We start from the raw sequence: 15,557 nt of genomic DNA, 5'->3' as shown, positions 1-15,557 counted from the left end.
GGGCAATGCCGTCGAATATCAAAGCCATATCGAAGGCATCGAAAAACGGCATTTGCGATACGCGCACGTTCCCCCACAGCCTGTCACCGACACAGGAGGATTAACGACGATGGCCGACAAGGGCGGAGGGATGCTTCACCCCGATATGCAGGCAATGCTCGACCGGCGCGCGGCGCTCGGCCTGCCCGGTTTTGCCGCCGGGTCGCCCGATGACGCGCGACGCACCTTCGCTCAGTCGCAGGCAGCGTTGCCGCCCGACCGGGGCGCGCGCATAGCGCTGGTCGAGGATATCGCGATTCCCGCGTCGCATGGGACGATAGCAGGGCGGCGCTATATCGCTCGACCGGGGGCAGTGCGGGGCCGCATCCTCTATTTCCACGGAGGTGGATGGGTGTTCGGCACGCTCGATGGGTTCGATGCGGTCTGCCGCGATCTGGCCCACGCCACAGGTGCCGAAATCATCAGCGTGGATTACCGCCTCGCGCCCGAGCATCGCTTTCCCGCAGCGATCGACGATGGCTGGGCCGCTCTGTTGGCGTACAGCGATGTGCGTCCGCTGGCGGTGATGGGTGACAGCGCGGGCGGCAACATCGCCGCGGCGCTCGCCCTGCGCGCACGCGACACGGGCGGGCTGAGCATTGACCTGCAGATATTGCTTTATCCGGCGTTGTCGCCTGATTTCGAGCGCGAGTCGGTGACGCGCTACGGCGCGGGCGACCATTTTATCTCACGCGCAGACCTCGCTTGGTTCTGGGACCATTATGTGCCCGGCGATCAGCGCACGAACCCCTATGCCGCGCCGCTTGCGGCGGCCGGGTTACAGAACCTGCCGCCGGCGATCATGGTGCTTGCCGGATGCGACCCCCTGCACGACGAAGGCGAAGCCTATGCGCGGGCGCTGGACGAAGCCGGGGTCACAGTCACGCTGCGCGATCATGCTGACATGGCCCACGGCTTCTTCACGTTGGTCGGACTGCTCAAGCGTGCGGACGAAGAAGTCTCGGCGGTCGGTACGCTAATCAGGACTCAGTTCGCCAGCACAGCCGTCATTCAGCCGGAGGCGCGTTGATCCGATCGGTCACGAGCGAGACGAAATGATCGATCAACGGTGAACTTCGCTGCTTTGGCCACAACATGCTGATCAGCAGCGGCAGGTCGAGATCGACGAGGTCGCGCAGCACAATACCCGGCGGTGTGCGTCGTGGATCGGCTGCAGTGATGATGCCGAGACCGATGCCGGCTGCCGCCAATTCATAAGCGATGTCGACCGCCATCACCTCTACCGCTATGTCGGGCGAAACCCCCTGTGCGTCGAACGCGGCGATCAGCCGATCATACAGGCGCGGCGATATATGGCGCGCGGGCCACAGCAAGGGTTCGCCGCCGATGTCCCGCAACGTCAGCACCGACTTTGCGGCAAGCGGATGCGTATCCGGTAAAGCTACGACAAACTTGTCATGGCCAATATACAGTGAGGAGAAATGCTCGCTGTCGGTCGCCTCGTCGATAACGAAGGCGACGTCGATCTCATCCGCCACCATTCGCGTGCGTTGGGTGTCGGAGGGGAGCGGAAAGGCACGTAGTTCTACCTCAGGATAGAGCGCGCGGAATTCGCGAAGAACGATTGGCAGCACGGGCCGCCGCAACATGGCTTCGGAAAAGGCGACGCGCAACGTGCCGAGGTCGCCCCGTGCCACGCGCCGGACGTGACGGCCGGCATCCTCAATCGAGAGCAGGATGCGCCGCACGTCTTCGGCCAGCGCCCGGCCGGCGGCGGTGATCGCGACGCCGCGTGCCTGCCGTTCGAACAGTTCGACATTCCCCAGTTCGCGTTCAAGGTCGGCAATCCGTCGCGATAGCGCGGACTGCGCGATATTCAGCCTGTCGGCGGCACGGTGGAGATTTTGCTCCTCGGCTACCGCCAGGAAATAGGGGAAGTGCTTAGCAATTCGTAGCGTTCGGAGCGTGGCGACTTCGCGAGGGACGGCAGGCTCAGACGGGGTGGACATGGCGCGGTTCAGCTTTGCTTGCGGGCAGCCGGTCAGCGTCGCATCAATTTCACAGATCATCACACGTTACGCCAGCGCAACGCGCACAACGGCGCGCAGGCAGATGATGTCCTGAGCGCGCCCCAATATCTCGACATCAGCTTGGTTGCTGCCGTCCAGATGCCGAGCAAGAACATGCCCGGCAACGGTGTCCGGCGTGAGCCCGCCGGCGGGCTGGTGCAGCGAGACGAGCGATGCCCGGGGCGAACCCGACCATTGGCGGACAAGATCGCACATGCAATCGCCGATCGCACCGGCACCATCGACTGATTGCGTCAGGCTGACGGGCTGGCCAAGACGGATATCGGAAAATCGGACGTGCGAGCGCGCCTCAATATTATGGGCAAAGCGGGTCTGGGCCAACGACATCCATGTCTCCATTTTATATCTATCTTTTATATCATAAGAGCAAGGCAACGCCAGAGTCAATCGCGTGGTTATCAGACAACTTCTGCTGTCAACCTAATGGCCGATTTTTGCGTTAGGGGGGCTCATACCTCCCTAAAAAAAGCCGCTCTTTACTATTAAAGATAGTTATAGCAGAGAGGCGGCCTATCAGGAGATTTCGCATGGCAACATTGAACGAACCTTCGTCCACCAATGCACAGAGTTTCGCCGCCAGTCTTGCGGCGCGACGTTCGCCCATGCCCGATGCGCTGGTCGCGCCCGGCCCTGGCCGCGCAGAGATAGACAGCCTAGTCGAAATAGCCTTGCGCGTGCCCGACCATGGCCGACTGGGACCCTGGCGACTGATTTTGATCGCGGGAGACGCCAAGAAGCGTTGGGTCGACCGGCTGATGACGCTTGCTGAGGCGCGTGAGGACACGGCCAAGGTCCGCGTCAGCACGCGCAAGCTCTCGTCCGCGCCGCTGGCGGTCGTGGTGGTGTCGGCGGCTATCGCGGGGCATAAAGTGCCCGAATGGGAGCAATGGCTTTCGGCGGGCGCGGTCTGCATGAACATCCTCAATGGCGCGCATGCAATGGGCTATGGCGGGCAGTGGCTAACCGGCTGGCATGCCTATGACCCGCAGGCGACGTCCATGCTGGGGCTGGACGAGGGGCAGAAAGTTGCCGGCGTCATCCTGATCGGCACGATCGCCGAGGCCGCGCCCGAACGCCAACGCGCAAGCGCAGATAGCGTGGCCCGCTGGCTGGACATCTGACCATGCGGATCTCCGGCATGGTCCCGTCAATGCCGCAGGGCGTCCGCCATGACAGTGGCCGCCGTGTCAAAACCGTGCCGACGCTCGTCGCCACCTGCGGTATAATGCTCACGGATCGCGCGCTCGACGCTTTGTGCGTCGCCCTCTTCGATCGCGCGATAGATGCGTTCATGTTCGCGCGCGAGGGACAGCCGCACGGAGCGGTCTGCGAACGAGCCATGCACCAACTTGCTGCGGGCAAGCACATCGACCTGAGCCGACCAGAGATTTTCGAGCGCGCCGACGACGAGGCTCATCGTCTCATTGCCGCAATTGCTGACCAGCTCGGTATGGAAGGCGCGTGCCAGACCGATGAAGGTGTTGGGATCGTCAATAGCAGCCATGCAGGCGTCGATATTGGCGCGCAGCTGCGGCAGCACCGTCGTCTCTCGATCAGGACGCAACGCCGCCTGGGCCGCGCAGGCGGGTTCGAGCTGACGCATGCCATCGGACAGGTCCATCAGGCTGACCGAGCGCGCCTGAAGCACGAGTCCGAGCATGTAGGCGGCGGTGCCCGGATGGGGGACATGGATGATCGCGCCGCCTACATTGCCGCGCAACACGGTGATGAGCCCCTCAGTCTCCAGTATGCGGAAGGCTTCGCGGATGGCGGGCGGGCTGACGCCAAATTCGGTCAGCAGCTCTTCCTGCTTGGGCAGCATGTCGCCGTCCGCCAGGGCGCCCGACAGGATACGCGCGCGCAGGCTGGACGCCACAATTTCGGCCACGCGCGGCTGGCGCAGTCTTTTCTTGGGGGCCTTCATACCGCTGCCCCCCATCGGCTGCGTGCATAACGTCCATCGATACCAATCGAAAAAGCATGAAAATTCCCTGTAGGCTCACCCCTTTGCAATAGGCCCTACTGCAATCTTTGCAAGTTCAAGCGCCCAAGACCCAAAAACCAGTCAGGAGAGACATATGACCGCCGACACGGACCGCTATCAGGTCTTCACGATTAGCATCACGCCCTTTGCTCAGGATGGGTCGATCGATGAGGTGGCGCTGCGACGGCATCTGGCGAAATTCGCCGGGTCGGGCGTCGGGGTCTATGTCGGCGGCGGGGGCAGCGGGGAAGGGTATACACTCTCGCGCGACGAGACAGCGCGGCTGCTCGCAATTGCAGTCGAGGAACTGAAGGGTAGGACGTCGATCCGCGCAATGGGTGTGGAGCCGCGGACGGCACGCCAGATGATCGACTTTCTCGATCTGGCGAAGCACGCAGGGGTCGACGCGGCGCAGGTCTATTCGCTCGACGTCGGCCATGGGCATGTGCCGACACCGCGCGAGCTTGACGCCTATTTCGACGAAGTGCTGTCGAACAGCGACATTCCCGCAATCCTTTCGACCCACCAGTCGGTTGGCTATACGATTCCTGCGTCGGCGATCATTGATCTGTTCAATCGTTACGACCAGCTGATCGGCCTCAACATCAGCCATCAGGATCCGGGCTATCTACGCACGCTGATCGACGCGCTGGGCGAGCGGGCCGACATCTGCGTAGGCGGGCCGCATCTCGCGCCGCTGGCGCTGGCGCTGGGCGGGCATGGGTTCCTGACGTCGGAGGGTAATCTGGCGCCGCGCTTGTGCCGCAGTGTGATCGACGCGGCGCATGCCGGCGACAATGCGCTCTTCCTGGAGCGGTGGGGGAAGCTGATGCGACTGTTCATGGCGCTATACGGGAATGGCGGCATCCGCGTGACCAAGGCAGTGCTGGAGCATCAGGGACTCGCCGGTGGCTATCCCCGCTCGCCACGCCTGCCGTCCGAACCCGAGGCACTGACCAACGCGCTGACGGTGGTGGTGGAGATCGGCCTGGCCGAGATCGAAGGCTGGTGACGTTTTTCTTGCAGTCCGGCGTAACCGACGCGCAGCGCTATTCAGCGGCGACTGCGTCGGGCTGCACGGGAGGCGGTTCCAGCGTAGCCGATCGTTCGTCCCAATAGGCCGACTCGCGGCCCGTATCGATCGACCGCGCACCGCGCACCCCGAACTTGCGGCGCGCTTCCTCCAGCGGCAGATCCATAAATTCCTCGTAGCGCGGCAGAAACAGCGCGTCAGAATCGCGACCGACATTCATCGCATAATTCGCCAGATCCCACATGGTCGTGAACAGCTCGGGATAATGGAGCGGTCCGCGCATGAACATCGGAATGGTGAGCAGCGTGTTCTGCACGTTGAGTAGCCCGGCCAGCTCGGGCGTGAAGTGGCGGAAGAGATTCCCATATTTAAGGAATGCGGGCATGACCTCCCCTATTCCGTCGAAACCGCCGCCACTCAATATGTGCATGATGTCGTGGATCTGCACACCGCGAAGGAAGAAATACTCGAAGCTGGAGCGTGGCTCAAAGGTCGGTATGATGTCGACCTGCATGTTGCCGCTGGACAGCCACGCATACCAGATCCCGCCCACCGAGCCTTCGGGACAGGATTTCATGTCGTCGCGCGTTATGCGCGACAGCCAGCGGTCATCGAGCCAGCGATCGAATTCAGGCCAGTCGCGGCGGGCCTCGTCGAACAGGGCTTCGATGCGCGTGTGGTCCTGCACCTCGCGCACCGCCTCGATCAGAGGCGGGATGCCATAGGTGTTAGGACAATCGCGGCCGTTGCGTTTGAGGCACTGGTTCGTGACCCACTCGCGGATGCGATAGTCGTTCAGATATTTCGACGAGCTGATGAGAATGCTACTCGGCGTCTCGATTATTTGTCGGCCGCGCTGCAGATATGGAAGATCCTCGTCCTTCATGGCGTCTCTCCTGTCATTGTAGTGCACGGCGACGATCAGGCTGCCTCGACCGCCTGCCGCTGGACAACGGGGCCGACCATCGCGCCCGGCAATGCGCCGGTGAACGCGCCGTTTTCAAAGGTCGGCACCCCGTTCACTAGCGTCAGCCGCATCGGTGCGGCGTCGCGGGTAAAGCGCCAAGTATTACCGCCCTCGCCATCGGGCACGTCGAACACGCGCTTCAACGGCTGTTCACTGATCTCATCGAGATTGAACACAGCGATGTCGGCGCGATACCCGGTCTTCAAGACGCCTCGATCAGCGAAGTTGAAATGATCGGCGACCTTGCCGGTCATCACCGCCACCGCTTCCTCCAGCGTCAGCTCCTTATTCTTGTAGAATTGCGTAAACAGCAGAATATTTTCGCCACCGCCACACAGCATCTGGCCATGTGCGCCAGCATCGGAAATGCCGCCGACGGTCTTGGGGTCCTTCAGCATCTCGACCGTCTTTTCATGCATCATTGGGTGCGGCGTACGGCTGACAATCGACTGGACGCCGTTGGCGATCACCCAGTCGGCCAGCGCATCGGCCGGATGGACGCCGCGCTGGGTAGCCAAATCCCCGAGGCTGAGCCCGGTCGGCCCCGCACCAGTTTCGCTGTCGTTGAGCAGCATCATGCCCGGATTGGCGACCAGCGACTGCTTATAGGCCTTGTTGTCCCAGCTGTCGCGGGCGCGGGCGCGGAAATCGGAATCGTTGAGCAGAGCGAGCTTCGCGTCCACGGTCGGGGCCTGAACGACTTCGTGCCAGACATATTCGTTCGCCTGCGCGAAGGATGAGGAGGAGAAGAAATTGAGCGCGGTCGTGGGGGGCACATGGCCGAAGCTGGGCCAGAAATCCAAGTCCTCGGTTTTCTGGCGCTGGGTGATCGCCCAGGTCTTTTCACGGATATCGTCCTGAAAGCGCAGCAGTGCGCCAGCGCCGGCCATCTGCACCCGGACGCCGGTGCCGCGCGCAAGGCGGCCCAGCCGTTCCATCTGCTCGGGCGCTTCCAGATGGAAGAAGGTATCAAGAATGACCTGGAGCTGCGTGCCCTTATAGCGAGCGAGCACGCCGAACAGCGCGGTCCATTCGGCATCGTCGGCCATCTTGCTGGGGATCGGTCGCCCCTCGCTGTCGTCGTCGAGCAAGTTGGAGGACATGCCGAGCGCACCAGCCTGCAGCGCGTCCTCTAAATGAGCGCACATCTGCTTGATCTCATCCGGCGTCGCTGCGCGATCCCAGGCGGCCATCCCCATCACGGCCAGCCGGATCGCGATATGACCGACATAACCGGCGATATTACACGCAGTCCTGGCATTGCGATCCAGCGAATCCTTATATTCCGACCAGGTGCGCCAGTCCCAGGGCAACCGGTCGAGGAACGGCTTGATCGGCACTTCTTCGAAAAAGGTGAAGATCTTGACCATCTCCATCCGCACATCGGGATCATCCGACACTGGGGCGGCGGTGAAACCACAATTGCCGATAACCGCAGTGGTAACGCCGAAGCCAGGCAGCGGATCAAGACTGGGCTGCCACCACATCACCGCGTCCATATGGGTATGGGCTTCGATAAAGCCGGGCGTCACGATGCAATCGGTCGCGTCGACGATCCGCTCGCCGGCAGGGTCCAGGTTCTGGCCAATTTCGGCGATCAATCCATCGCGTACACGGACATCGGCCGCGTAGGACGGCGCGCCTGTGCCATCAACTACGGTGCCGTTGCGAATGAGAATATTTGTCATGAGCTCTCCTATCTCCTGATGATGCGAATAGTCCACATTATTTATAAGATTACAATGTTAGATGTTTGGCAAGTTCCGGACTCGCTCGATCTCGATGCCATGCCCTTCCAGTCCGACGAAATTCGTGTCGCTGTTGGTCAACAGCACAATGCGGTGGATATCGAGGTCGTTGAGGATCTGGGCACCGATACCAAATTCGCGCAAGGCGACCGTCCGTCCGCCACTTTCTTCGCGGCCCTGCTGGCGCGCGCGAATGACGCAGGCGACGATGTCGGGCGCTGGCGAACTGAGGATCACGATGACCCCGCTGCCTTCCTCAGCAATCGCAGCCATCGCGCGATCCAGCATGCCGCCGCGGGCATCCTGCTCGGCGAACAGGTCGCCCATCGGGGAATGGACATGCATGCGCACCAGGGTCGGGCCAGCGGGATCGATCGCGCCCTTCACCAGCACGGCGATCTCGCCGCCCGTCACTTTGTTGCGATAGCTGATGACGCGCCATTCCCCGCCCCAGCGGCTGGAAAATGTCATCTCTTCCCCCCGTGCGACCAGATGGTCGTTGCGGCGGCGGTAGGCGATCAGGTCACGGATAGTGCCGATCTTCATAAGATGCTTCTGCGCAAACGGAATAAGGTCGTCGAGACGGGCCATCGCGCCGTCGTTTTTCATGATCTCGCAGATCACCCCGGACGGGTTGAGTCCGGCGAGGCGCGCAACATCGACCGCCGCCTCGGTATGCCCGGTGCGCACCAGTACGCCACCATTACGCGCAACCAGGGGGAACACATGGCCCGGCGTCACGATGCAGTCCGGCCCTTTCGACGCATCGATCGCAACGGAGATGGTACGGGCGCGATCGGCGGCGCTGATTCCAGTGGTCACGCCTTCGCGGGCCTCTATCGATAAGGTGAACGCGGTTTCGTGTCGCGTCTCGTTGGCCGGACTCATCAGGCCAAGGCCCAGTTGTTCAACCCGCTCCTGCGCCAGCGCCAGGCAGATCAGTCCGCGTCCGTGCGTCGCCATGAAATTGATTGCATCGGGCGTCGCCATCTGCGCCGGGATGACCAGATCGCCTTCATTCTCACGATCTTCGTCATCGACCAGGATGAACATGCGGCCATTCCGTGCCTCGTCGATGATCTCCTGCGGACTGGCGAGGAAGGAGTGCGGTAGGGCCGCTGGCAACGCGCCCATCACAGCACCTCGAACAGGCCGGCCGCGCCCATGCCGCCGCCGATGCACATCGTCACGACCACATGGCGCACACCGCGCCGCTTGCCCTCTATCAACGCGTGACCCACCATACGCGCGCCCGACATGCCGAACGGGTGGCCGATCGCGATCGCGCCGCCATCGACATTGAGCAGTTCGTCCGGAATGCCTAGCCGGTCGCGGCATGGCAGAACCTGTGCGGCAAAGGCTTCGTTGAGTTCCCATAGGCCGATGTCGCTGATCTTCAGCCCCTGCCGTTCGAGCAGGCGGGGGATCGCATAGAGCGGTCCGATCCCCATTTCTTCGGGGGGGCATCCGACCACGGCCATTCCGCGATAGACGCCCAGCGGAGACAGCCCTTCGCGCGCCGCGACACCGGCTTCCAGAAGCACACAGGCGGCCGCGCCGTCGGACAACTGGCTGGCATTGCCCGCGGTAACATATTGGCCCTGCGTAACAAGATCGCCACCCGACCAGACTGGTTTCAGCGCAGAAAGCCCCTCGATAGCGGTGTCCGCTCGCGGCCCCTCGTCGCGATCCAATGTGATTTCGCGCTCGCTGACCGTGCCCGTCGCCTTGTCCGTCACCAGCATCCGCGTCGTTAACGGCGCGAGCTCGGCATCATAGCGCCCAGCGGCGTAGGCGGCGGCGGTGCGCTGCTGGCTTTGCAGCGCATAGGCGTCCTGAGCCTCCCGGCTCACACCATAGCGTTGCGCGACAAGCTCGGCAGTTTCGATCATTGGCACATACATATGGGGGCTATTCGCCAGCACGGCCTGCGACACCGCGCGATAGTCATTCTTGTGCGCATTCTGGGTGAGGCTGATCGATTCGACGCCTCCGCCGACGGCGACTTCCATGCCGTCATGGATAATCTGCTTCGCGGCGGTTGCGATGGCCATCAAACCCGACGCGCACTGGCGATCAAGCGACATGCCAGCGACGCTCTCCGGCAGGCCCGCTGCCGCTGCGGTCAACCGCCCGATATTGTATCCCTGCGTGCCCTGCTGCGCTGCGCAGCCCATCACCACATCCTCGACCCGCGCCGGATCGATCCCAGCGCGGCGGATCGCCTCCGCCACGGCATGACCTGACAGCAACGGCGCTTCGCTGTCATTGAAAGCGCCGCGATAGGCCTTGCCGATCGGAGTGCGGGCGGTAGAGACGATGACAGCTTCGCGCATGATGTATCCTGTAATGGCGGCAGGATTGCCGCAGCTTCGCCAGCGTCTAGCGCCGCCGCCCCGCCCCCTGCCATTGCCATTGGGCGATCAGCACCGTCACAAGCCAGCATCACCATCCCTGGCGATGAATGGGGCAGGTCAGGCGGCGAGGCCCGCCTTACGCCAGCGTGCGAAGTCCACGACTTGCTGCGCCATCAATTGGGCCCGCGCGGCGACCTTTGGATCTAGGCAGATGCCGTCACCGTCAAACAGCGGCGCCGACGCGTTGACGGCGAGCCCGAAGGGCGTGGGCTAGGCACGCAAAGCATGGGCGATCGATCTCATCGCGACCAATGTGGCGCCGCAAGCCTGCCAGCCGAAAGCCGTGACGATCGATCCGAATGCCCGCCCCTCCAGATAGGGACTGTCGTCGCGCGCCATATCCTCCAGCAGGTCCAGGATGTTCTTCATCGGCCCCGACAGGCTGCCATGATAACCGGGCGACCCGACGATCACGCCATCGCACTGGCGTATCGTATCTATGAAACAGATCTCGGCATCGGTGCGCTCGGCCCGGTCCGGATTATACATCGGCAGGGCGGCAATGAACGGGCCGTCAAACAGCGCAACCTCCTTGAGCTTAAGCACGCGGGTGCGCGCCCGTGTCCCCTATGTGACACGCGCGAATGTGGTCGAGTGTCGAAGCCGGATCGGAGCGATCGGAATAGGGCAGCGGGGACGGCAAGGGAGCGATGCTCGCACGCTAACACTCCACCGCTCAAACGGCATTTGAAACAAATGGCGGCGGCGTGGACTGTCGAAACGACAAGCTACACCCATTTTTTTGAGAGATAGTGATGCGTTTTTCCCTGATTTTCGAGGCTCAGATCACCGACGCATCGCCGCGCGGCGAACGACAGGTATTTGACGAGCTTGTCGAGCAGGCGCTGCTTGCCGAGCAACTGGGCTTCGACGTCATTTGGAGCGTAGAGCACACATCGCTCACCCACTATGCCCATATGAGCGCACCCGAAACCTTCCTGGCGTTTATCGCCGGCAAGACCTCACGCATCGGCATCGGCCATGGCGTCGTCTGCTTGATGCCGGCGATGAACCATCCGATCAAGGTCGCCGAGCGCATCGCTACGCTCGACCTGCTTTCGAAGGGACGGGTGCATTTTGGCGTCGGCAAGGGCGGTAGCCAGCAGGAAGCGGGCGCCTATGGCTATGACCTCAAGGAACTGCAGCCACTGATCGACGAAGCCATGTATCTGGTCCCCAAAATGTTTGTGCAGGAGGAAGTCGAGCATAACGGCCCACACCTGACGATCCCGGCGCGGCCAATTCACCCCAAACCTTATCAGGACCCGCATCCGCCCATGTACATGGCGTGCACCAATCTCGACACGCTCGCGCGGGCCGGGCAGCGCGGGTTGGGCGCGCTGGTGCTCGGTTTCGGCGGGCCGGAGGAAGTGGCGAAGAAAAATAAAATCTATCGCGATGCCTGGGCATCGCGCCTGCCCGAAGATCAGGTCGGCTATCGCCCGATCCAGCATCTGGCCGCGCTCTGCCCTACCATTGTCCTGGACGACGCCGACCGGGCGCGCCAGATCGGCATCAAGGGCCAGCGATACTTCTACGAATCTCTCAATTACTGGTATGGCGGTGGACCCAAGCCCGAACCCGAAACCTGGGACGACAAGCTGCTGGAAGAGGGCACCGATACAATCATCACGACCAAGCTGGCGTCGGAGACGATCACGATGGACTTGCGGCCCGACGAGGACGGTCGTCGGCCGAGCGGGGGCATCCTGAGCGCGAAAAGCGCCTATGGCAACGTTGCCGACTGTATCGACTATGTCAGTCAACTCGCCGACGCAGGGGCGGACGAAATTCTGTTCATGACCAACATGGGCACCGTGCCGCAATGGGCGCAACTGGAGACGATCCGCAAAATCGGCACGCACGTCATCCCGCATTTTCGCTGAAGCCAGGGTAGGCAAGCGATGAGCATCGTGCGCGATCCCGTGACTCTTGGCGGCCGCACGGCGGTCATCAGCGGGGCCGTGTCGGGGATCGGGCGGGCGCTGGCGCTACAGACTGCCGGTAGCGGCATGGCGGTCGCGGCGTGCGTCGGGGAAGGATTGGCCCGGCTGGGGTCATAACTGCGCGCCCGCAGGTGACCTTTTTGCGGCCGTGGTCAAGAAACTCGGCCCCGCCTGACGCGCTGCCGCATACAATCAGATGATCGACGCGCCGCCGTCCACCGCCAGGATTTGCCCGGTGATATGCGCGCCGGCGTCCGACGCCAGCAGCAATGTCGCACCCTTCAGGTCGTCGTCGCAGCCAAGCTTGCCGCGCGGTGTGTCGGCAACCAGTTCAGCGCCATGGGTGTCGATCACATAGCCGGTGAGCTTGGACGGGAAATAGCCGGGCGCGAGCGCATTGACGGTGATACCAAGCGCCCCCCATTCTGCGGCAAGCGCGCGCGTAAAATTGACGAGTCCGCCCTTGCTGGCATTGTAGGCGATGGTACCGATCATGCGAGGATGATGACCGAGCAGCCCCTCGACCGAGGCGATGTTGACGATGCGCCCCCAGGCCGCCGGGATCATATAATCGCGCGCGATTGCCTGTGCCATGAGAAACGGGCCGGTCAGGTTGACGGCCATCAGCTTGTTCCAGCCGTCGAGAGGCATTTCCTCCGTCTTGGCGCCCCAGGATGTGCCTGCATTGTTGACCAGTATGTCGATATGGTCGCCTTTCGCCTGAAGATCCGCGACGATCTGGGCCGGGGCTTGGGGATCGCCGACATCCGCGGCGATCGCCCGCGCGGTAATGCCCAGGGCCGCCAGATGCGCCGTCGCAGCGTCAAGCTCATGCTGCTTGCGCGCCGTCAGGATAATCTTTGCACCAAATTCGCCCAGCGCCTCCGCCATTGTAAGACCGAGGCCACGCGACCCTCCGGTGACGAGCGCCGTGCGGCCTGTGAGATCGAACAAGGTCTTCAACGATGTAGACATGCAAAACCCTTTTGTCGGGGCCGGATCAGCCGGCTGTGTAGCCGCCATCGACGAATACAGTCTGGCCGGTGACGAAGGCGGATGCGGGGGAGGCAAGGAACAGCAGCGCGCCCATCAGATCCTCAGTCTCACCAAGGCGACCCAGCGGCGTGCGGCGCACGATCTGTTCGTAGAGCGCGGGCTGGGTACGGACCAGTTCGCGGTTGAGATCCGTGACAATGACAGTCGCGCCCAGCGTGTTGACGGTTACGCCGTCCGCGCCGAATTCAAACGCGCAGGCTGCGCCGAGATTGGCGAGCCCCGCCTTCGATGCGCAATAGGCGGCGCGATTGGCCATTCCGCGGCCAGACAGAATCGACCCCATGTTGATTATCCGGCCATAACCGCGACCGATCATTGGCCGCACAAAGGTCCGGATGGTGTGGAAGGCTCCGACGACATTGACGTCGAGCACCTGGCGAAAATCCTCCGGCGCGATATCCAGCAAGGCCTGCGGATTGGTGATGCCCGCATTGTTGAACAATATGTCGATCCGGCCGAACGCATCGACGGCCTGCGCAGCGGCATCCTCCATCGAGGTGGCGTCGCTAACGTCCGCTTCGACGATGCAGGCCCGGCGGCCTGTAGTGTCGATCGCTGCCGCTGCCGCGTCCAGCTTCGTGCGATTGCGACCCACAAGCACGATATCGGCTCCTGCCTCCGCCAGCGCCAGGGCACCGGCCGATCCGAGTCCGCCGCCCCCGCCAGTCACAACCGCGACCTGACCGTCTAGCGAAAAACGCTGCAGGCCGCTCAACGTCATAGCGTCATGCCCGCGAGCGACCGCAGTTCGATCAGCGCGGCGACGCGCGCATGGAGATGCGCATATTGCCCGGCCAGCAAGGCATCCTCGCTCTCCTTGAGCCTATGGGCCAGCGTCAGCATCTCCGCCAGCAGGCGGCTCTCATGGCCTTCGTCGGCCTGCGCCATATCCTTGTCCTTCATAGCCGGTATCCGTCCTGCCGCTCATCGGTCCAGCGCCGCGCCTTATAAGCGAAGCCCTGAAACTCTGAGCGCGGCACTTCGCACACGTCGACCCACATATTGCTGCGTTCCTTGATTGCGGCGCGCACCGACTGGACCAGTTGCGCGCGGTCCTCTGCGCCGAGACCCGACTGATGCTCAGCGACCGCGATCTTCACCTCGACCTCGGTCTTCCCGTCGCGCGTATAGACCCGGCCCTTATACTCGCCGACCTGCGGGTGGGCGAAGACGGCGGCGTCGAACATCGACGGCCAGATATTGTTGCCGCGGATTTTCATCATGTCGTCGAAGCGACCGATCGTGCCGCATTCGATCGCATTCCAGGCTGCGCCGCCGCATTCCTGCCAGGGCACGAAGACCGCAGCGTCACCGGTGCGGAAGCGTACGGCGGGGCTGCCCTCGACCGACAGGTTCGTCACGACCATCTCGCCCTGTTCGCCGGGCCGGACAGGAGCGCCTGTTACCGGATCGACGATCTCGATCAAATGCTCCCATTCGAACAGACGGATCAGGCCGCGCGCGCCCTTGTCGCCGAACACGCCGGCCGCTGCAGTCGATCCGCCAAAACCATTGAGCTGGGTGCTGCCATAGCCCTCCTGCAACCGGCAGCCCCAATGTTCCTCGATCTTTTCCGCCCATTCGAGCGGATAGCCCTCCGCAGCAATGAACAAGCCGTGCATGTCTGGAAAGGCTTCGCGCGGGACAATACCACGTGCCAGCAGCGTTTCGGTCAGCGTGTGGAGATAGTTGGTCGAGGCATAGATGAAGTGAATGCCGCCCAGTTTCAGCATCAGATCGATCTTGGCGTCGGTCGATAGGTTGCCGCCGACATGAAAGGGGGTCGCGCCCAGGATACGGATCGCCTCGCCCGGTCCCCAGCCGCCTGTAGTCATGCCGCCGGCGGGCACGCAGTTGATTGCGGTGTCGCCCTTTCGCAGTCCCGCCATATACCAGGGCAGCGCATGCAAATAGCCGAGCATATGCACGTCGCGCTGGGTGCGACCGTATATCTCCTGCCCCTGCCCCGATGTGCCGCTGGTCATGCTGATATGGACGACCTCGTCGCGATCGACACCCAGACGGCGGCCGAACGGCGGCGCGTCCTTCTGGTCCTCCAGGAAATCAGCCTTGGCTGAGGAAGGAAAGGCTTTCGTGTACCTATCAAGACTGTCGATGACGCCGCCTACCAGCCCCGCCTTGTCCATTCTGTCTCGATAATAGCCGCTTTTGGCGTAAAGCCGCGCGCATAGCGCCTGCACCTTGCGCAACTGATGCGCCTCCAGTTCTTCCCGCGTGACAGCGGCAAAGCGGCGCAGCAATGGGGAAGCGGCGAACGGATCGTGCAGGGCTGGTACGATCGACGGGGCGGCCATG

Annotated in this window: 17 protein-coding genes; 5 read left to right on the top strand and 12 right to left on the bottom strand. The window is 62.7% G+C overall.

The window, feature by feature from the left end:
• Positions 1–109 precede the first annotated feature (109 nt).
• A complete protein-coding gene (locus QMG56_RS11560) occupies positions 110–1,069 on the top strand; it encodes an alpha/beta hydrolase (protein WP_281822661.1) in 960 nt (319 codons plus the stop codon).
• On the opposite strand, the gene QMG56_RS11555 is transcribed toward QMG56_RS11560, so the two are convergent.
• Positions 1,047–2,069: a LysR family transcriptional regulator gene (locus QMG56_RS11555; RefSeq protein ID WP_281822660.1), complete on the bottom strand. Its 1,023-nt coding sequence runs from the start codon at positions 2,067–2,069 to the stop codon at positions 1,047–1,049. The genes QMG56_RS11560 and QMG56_RS11555 overlap by 23 nt on opposite strands.
• 6 nt (positions 2,070–2,075) lie before the next feature.
• On the bottom strand, positions 2,076–2,417 hold the full coding sequence (locus QMG56_RS11550; protein ID WP_281822659.1) for a hypothetical protein: 342 nt from the start codon (positions 2,415–2,417) through the stop codon (positions 2,076–2,078).
• A gap of 200 nt (positions 2,418–2,617) precedes the next feature.
• Here QMG56_RS11550 and QMG56_RS11545 point away from each other — a divergent pair, with 200 nt between their 5' ends.
• Positions 2,618–3,211, top strand: a complete 594-nt coding sequence (locus QMG56_RS11545) for a nitroreductase (protein WP_230187712.1) — start codon at positions 2,618–2,620, stop codon at positions 3,209–3,211.
• Between the two features lie 26 nt (positions 3,212–3,237).
• On the opposite strand, the gene QMG56_RS11540 is transcribed toward QMG56_RS11545, so the two are convergent.
• Positions 3,238–4,014 carry a FadR/GntR family transcriptional regulator gene (locus tag QMG56_RS11540; protein WP_230187711.1) on the bottom strand — a complete coding sequence of 259 codons (777 nt, stop codon included), beginning with the start codon at positions 4,012–4,014 and terminating at the stop codon, positions 3,238–3,240.
• A 154-nt stretch (positions 4,015–4,168) separates the two neighbouring features.
• Here QMG56_RS11540 and QMG56_RS11535 point away from each other — a divergent pair, with 154 nt between their 5' ends.
• Positions 4,169–5,086 (top strand): dihydrodipicolinate synthase family protein, encoded by a 918-nt coding sequence (locus QMG56_RS11535; protein ID WP_281822658.1) that lies wholly within the window; start codon positions 4,169–4,171, stop codon positions 5,084–5,086.
• Between the two features lie 37 nt (positions 5,087–5,123).
• On the opposite strand, the gene QMG56_RS11530 is transcribed toward QMG56_RS11535, so the two are convergent.
• The 5 genes from QMG56_RS11530 to QMG56_RS11510 form a co-directional block, all read right to left on the bottom strand.
• The gene (locus QMG56_RS11530; protein WP_281822657.1) at positions 5,124–5,993 is read right to left on the bottom strand and encodes a Coq4 family protein; all 870 of its coding nucleotides are present in this window, start codon (positions 5,991–5,993) and stop codon (positions 5,124–5,126) included.
• A 35-nt stretch (positions 5,994–6,028) separates the two neighbouring features.
• The gene (locus QMG56_RS11525; RefSeq protein WP_281822656.1) at positions 6,029–7,762 is read right to left on the bottom strand and encodes an amidohydrolase family protein; all 1,734 of its coding nucleotides are present in this window, start codon (positions 7,760–7,762) and stop codon (positions 6,029–6,031) included.
• A gap of 57 nt (positions 7,763–7,819) precedes the next feature.
• The gene (gene ribB / locus QMG56_RS11520; RefSeq protein WP_281822655.1) at positions 7,820–8,956 is read right to left on the bottom strand and encodes a 3,4-dihydroxy-2-butanone-4-phosphate synthase; all 1,137 of its coding nucleotides are present in this window, start codon (positions 8,954–8,956) and stop codon (positions 7,820–7,822) included.
• Entirely contained in the window at positions 8,956–10,158 is a 1,203-nt protein-coding gene (locus QMG56_RS11515) for an acetyl-CoA C-acyltransferase (protein WP_281822654.1), read from the bottom strand. Before QMG56_RS11515 ends, ribB begins: the two co-directional genes overlap by 1 nt.
• Before the next feature lie 291 nt (positions 10,159–10,449).
• Positions 10,450–10,785, bottom strand: coding sequence for an NADPH-dependent FMN reductase (locus QMG56_RS11510; protein WP_281822653.1), 336 nt, complete (start codon positions 10,783–10,785; stop codon positions 10,450–10,452).
• 209 nt (positions 10,786–10,994) lie between these two features.
• Here QMG56_RS11510 and QMG56_RS11505 point away from each other — a divergent pair, with 209 nt between their 5' ends.
• Together QMG56_RS11505 and QMG56_RS11500 are read left to right on the top strand one after the other, a co-directional pair.
• The gene (locus tag QMG56_RS11505; RefSeq protein ID WP_281822652.1) at positions 10,995–12,125 is read left to right on the top strand and encodes an LLM class flavin-dependent oxidoreductase; all 1,131 of its coding nucleotides are present in this window, start codon (positions 10,995–10,997) and stop codon (positions 12,123–12,125) included.
• Between the two features lie 18 nt (positions 12,126–12,143).
• Complete coding sequence (locus QMG56_RS11500; RefSeq protein WP_281822651.1) at positions 12,144–12,302, top strand: hypothetical protein; 159 nt, start codon at positions 12,144–12,146, stop codon at positions 12,300–12,302.
• Between the two features lie 75 nt (positions 12,303–12,377).
• On the opposite strand, the gene QMG56_RS11495 is transcribed toward QMG56_RS11500, so the two are convergent.
• From QMG56_RS11495 to QMG56_RS11480, 4 genes are read right to left on the bottom strand one after another with little or no spacing between them, the layout of a single operon-like run.
• Positions 12,378–13,160 (bottom strand): SDR family oxidoreductase, encoded by a 783-nt coding sequence (locus QMG56_RS11495; protein WP_230187702.1) that lies wholly within the window; start codon positions 13,158–13,160, stop codon positions 12,378–12,380.
• Between the two features lie 25 nt (positions 13,161–13,185).
• Positions 13,186–13,962, bottom strand: a complete 777-nt coding sequence (locus QMG56_RS11490; protein WP_281822650.1) for an SDR family NAD(P)-dependent oxidoreductase — start codon at positions 13,960–13,962, stop codon at positions 13,186–13,188.
• The gene (locus QMG56_RS11485) at positions 13,959–14,144 is read right to left on the bottom strand and encodes a hypothetical protein (RefSeq protein ID WP_230187700.1); all 186 of its coding nucleotides are present in this window, start codon (positions 14,142–14,144) and stop codon (positions 13,959–13,961) included. Before QMG56_RS11485 ends, QMG56_RS11490 begins: the two co-directional genes overlap by 4 nt.
• On the bottom strand, positions 14,141–15,556 hold the full coding sequence (locus QMG56_RS11480; RefSeq protein WP_281822649.1) for a phenylacetate--CoA ligase family protein: 1,416 nt from the start codon (positions 15,554–15,556) through the stop codon (positions 14,141–14,143). The genes QMG56_RS11485 and QMG56_RS11480 overlap by 4 nt, the downstream gene beginning before the upstream one ends.
• Position 15,557: the final 1 nt, after the last annotated feature.

Origin of the sequence: Sphingobium sp. BS19, assembly GCF_027925545.1 — a bacterium.
In the GTDB taxonomy this organism is placed as follows: Bacteria; Pseudomonadota; Alphaproteobacteria; order Sphingomonadales; family Sphingomonadaceae; genus Sphingobium.
Note: the sequence above shows the minus strand (reverse complement) of the source record. Positions and strands in the feature narration are given on the sequence as shown.